Here is a 3,379-nt window from a genome sequence, read left to right on the forward strand (position 1 = left end):
GGAGCGGCGCGGGGAACTGGCGCTCTTGCGGGCGGTGGGGTTCTCGCGCGGGGCGCTCGAGCGGCTCATCGTGTGGGAACACTGGGGCCTGCTGGCGCTGGGCCTGGGGTGCGGGGTGGTGGCGGCGCTGGTGGCGGTCGCGCCGGCGCTCGCATCGCCGGGCGCCCCAGTTCCCGGGGGATCGCTTGCACTGGTGGTGCTTGGCGTGGCGGCGAGCGGCCTGGTGTGGACGTACCTGGCGGCCCGATGGGCGCTTGGCGGTCCGCTGCTGGCGGCCCTTCGCAACGAGTGAACGGGCCGTCCGGTCGGTTTAGTGCTGCTACGCTGTTTTCTTCAACGCAGCCCAGCCGAAGGTCCCTGCGGGACGGGCCCCTTTCTTACATGGGGAGAGCGCCGAGAACGCAGAGAACGGCTGTCAAAGGGATCAAAAGGGTTTGGCACGGCCGGTCTTGCCCGGCCGTGCCTCGGCGCACGGCGGGGCAAGGCCCGCCGTGCCACACACGCCGTGCCCCGGCGCGCCGGGACAAGTTGTTGTGAAACAAGGGGTTATCTCTGCGTTCTCTGCGATCTCTGCGTTGAGATAACGTTGTAGAATTAGAGGGATGACTGAAGAACGTGCGGGGCGTAGAATGTCGCGGCGTCGCAAGTTCTCCTGCGGAAGGACGTTATGAAGCGTGTTTGGGTGAGCGTGGGGGTGGCGATCGTCCTGGCCGCGGCCGGCGCGGCGCTGGTCGCTCGCTGGCTGCGCGTCGGCGCGCCGGCGGATCTGGAGGAGCGCGTGGCGACGTTCGGGGAGCGTCCGGCGGCGTTCGAGGTGTCGTTTCCGGGCGAGTTTCTGGCGTCGTCGGGCGAGCCGGCCGATTGGCCGGGCGACTGGCCCGCCTTCCGCGGTCCGAATCGGGACGGCATCAGCCCGGAGGGTGTGCGTTTGGCGCGCGAGTGGCCGGCCGCCGGGCCGCCGGTTCTCTGGTCCATTGCCGTGGGCGAAGGATACGCCGGCGCCGCCGTGCACAAGGGGCGGGTGTACCTTCTGGATTACGACGAAGAGGCGAAGGGCGATTGCCTGCGATGTCTGTCGCTGGCCGACGGGCGCGAGATCTGGCGGCGATGGTACAAGATCCCGATTCAGCCGAACCACGGCATCTCGCGGACGGTCCCAGCGGTGACGGACAAGTATGTCGTGACGCTCGGGCCGAAGTGCCACGTCATGTGCGTGGACGCCCGGACGTGCGACTTCCGGTGGGCGCTGGACCTGGTGCGGGAGTTCGGCACGCAGGAGCCGAGGTGGTACGCGGGCCAGTGCCCGCTGGTGGACGGTGGGCGTGCGGTTCTCGCGCCGGCGGGGCCCTCGGTCCTCATGATGGCGGTCGACTGCGAAACCGGCAACGTCGTATGGAAGACGCCGAACCCGCGCGGTTGGCAGATGACGCACACGTCGGTCGTCCCTGCGGCGGCGGACGGCGTGCGGATGTACCTGTACACGGCGAGCGGCGGCGTGGTGGGCGTTGCGGCGGAGGACGGCGACGGGTTCAAGGCGGGCGACATCCTTTGGCAGCACGAGTGGAAGGTCAACTTTGCGAACTCTCCTTCGCCGGTGCCTCTCGGCGACGGCCGCGTCTTCCTCACCGGCGGTTACGGAACGGGAAGCCTGATGCTCCGCCTGAAGAGGGAGGGGGGACGGTTTACGGCCGAAGAGGTGCTGCGGCTGGAGGCGAAGGAGTTCAGCGCCGAACACCACACGCCCGTCTATTACGGAGGTTACCTTTACGGGATCATGGCGAAGGAGGCCGGCGCGCTCGGGAACCAGTTGGTGTGCCTGGACCCGTCGGGACGACTCCTGTGGTCGAGCGGGCGGGAGAACCGTTTCGGTCTCGGCCCGTTCATGGTGGCCGACGGTCTCCTCCTGGCCCTGGAGGACAAGGGGACGCTCGTTCTGGCGGAGGCGTCGCAGAAGGGATACGTGCCGCTCGCGCAGGCCAAAGTCCTGGCGGACGGTTACGAGGCGTGGGGACCGCTGGCGCTGGCGGGGGGCCGGCTGATTCTCAGGGACCTGACGCGGCTGGTCTGCCTGGACCTTCGAGCCGACGCTGGCGCGGCGACGAGCGTCGCTTCAACGGGTGTGACAAGATTTTCTGGCATCTCCAGCGGGTGTTGCGCAGGCGAAACCGTAATTGGGTGTGGCACGGCCGGCCTTGCCCGGCCGTGCGTCCCGGCGCACCTGCGCACGGCGGGACAAGGCCCGCCGTGCCACACAGTTCTAAGCCCTTGCCTGATGCCAGAAAATCTTGGCACAGTGCGCCGTGATCGGCGCCGGTTCTCAGCGGGAGGAGGGCCGGATGAGTGAGCGCAAGAGAGTGCCGATTGCGAATCTCCTGATCGGCCTCGTCATCGCCGGGGCGGTCGGCGCCGCCGTCTGGGCGGTTCTTCACGGCGAACACACGGGCGAAGAGCACCGCGGCGTGGGGAGGGACCTCCTTTACAATCAGAGCGAGATCCGAAAGGTGGATCCGAGCCTGATTCGCTATCGCCAGGTCGGCCGCGTGTCGACGCTTTTCAAGGTCGCGCGCGGACTGGCGGTCGGGCCGAACGACCGGATCTACGTGGTCGGCGACGCGGGCGTTCGCGTGTTCGAGCCGGACGGCAGGCTTGCCCTGGAGTTCGAGACGGGCGGCGAGCCGGGATGTTGCCGAGCCCGGGCGTCGGGACGCTCCTCAGGTCGGTGGCGGTGCAGGACGACCGCGTGTTTGCCGCCGACGCGGGCAACCGCGTCGTACTGTGCTACGACCGGGCGGGCTCGCTGGTTCGGCGGATCGGCAAGGCGAGCACCGGCGACGAGGACGAGGGATTCTTCCTTCGGAGCAACGAGCATTTCGACCTGGCGGCGGGGCCGGATGGGGCGCTCTGGGTGGCGAACGCGGGGCGATTTCGCCTCGAACGATGGACGAGCGAGGGCGAATTGAAATGGTCGTGGGGCGCAGGGTCCACGAAGGTGCAGGATTTCTTCGGATGCTGCAACCCGGCCCATTTCGCCTTGCTGCCGGGCGGCGGATTTGTGACGAGCGAAAAGGGCCTCCTGCGGGTTAAGACGTATAGCCCGGAAGGGGTGTTCGATGCGGTCGTGGCCCCGCCGACGGATTTCAGCGAGGAGGCGGGCAGCCTGGACGTGGCGGCGGACTCGCGGGGGAGGGTCCTCGTGCTCGACCCGTCCGCCGGCGAGGTGCGCTTTTACGAGCGAATCTCCGAACCGGAGCGAAAGGAGTAGGGCGATGCGCAGGCAAGACGGATGCGACGAAGGCAGGCGCGCCTTTCTGCGGGACGCCGTGCGGTATCCCGCGCTGGGGGCGCTCGGGCTGATGGCGGCGACCATGGCGCGGCGCGA

3 protein-coding genes are annotated in these 3,379 nt (G+C 68.6%); all 3 read left to right on the forward strand.

Annotation, left to right across the window (positions count from 1 at the left end; all coding sequences use genetic code 11):
• Positions 1-292, forward strand: a 292-nt coding sequence (locus NTX40_11000) for a hypothetical protein (GenBank protein ID MCX5649601.1), incomplete at its 5' end; no start/stop codon positions are given.
• A 375-nt stretch (positions 293-667) separates the two neighbouring features.
• Complete coding sequence (locus NTX40_11005) at positions 668-2,344, forward strand: PQQ-binding-like beta-propeller repeat protein (GenBank protein MCX5649602.1); 1,677 nt, start codon at positions 668-670, stop codon at positions 2,342-2,344.
• A 336-nt stretch (positions 2,345-2,680) separates the two neighbouring features.
• Positions 2,681-3,262, forward strand: a complete 582-nt coding sequence (locus tag NTX40_11010) for a hypothetical protein (GenBank protein ID MCX5649603.1) — start codon at positions 2,681-2,683, stop codon at positions 3,260-3,262.
• The last annotated feature ends 117 nt before the right edge of the window (positions 3,263-3,379 follow it).

This window comes from Planctomycetota bacterium (assembly GCA_026387035.1).
In the GTDB taxonomy this organism is placed as follows: Bacteria; Planctomycetota; Phycisphaerae; order FEN-1346; family FEN-1346; genus JAPLMM01.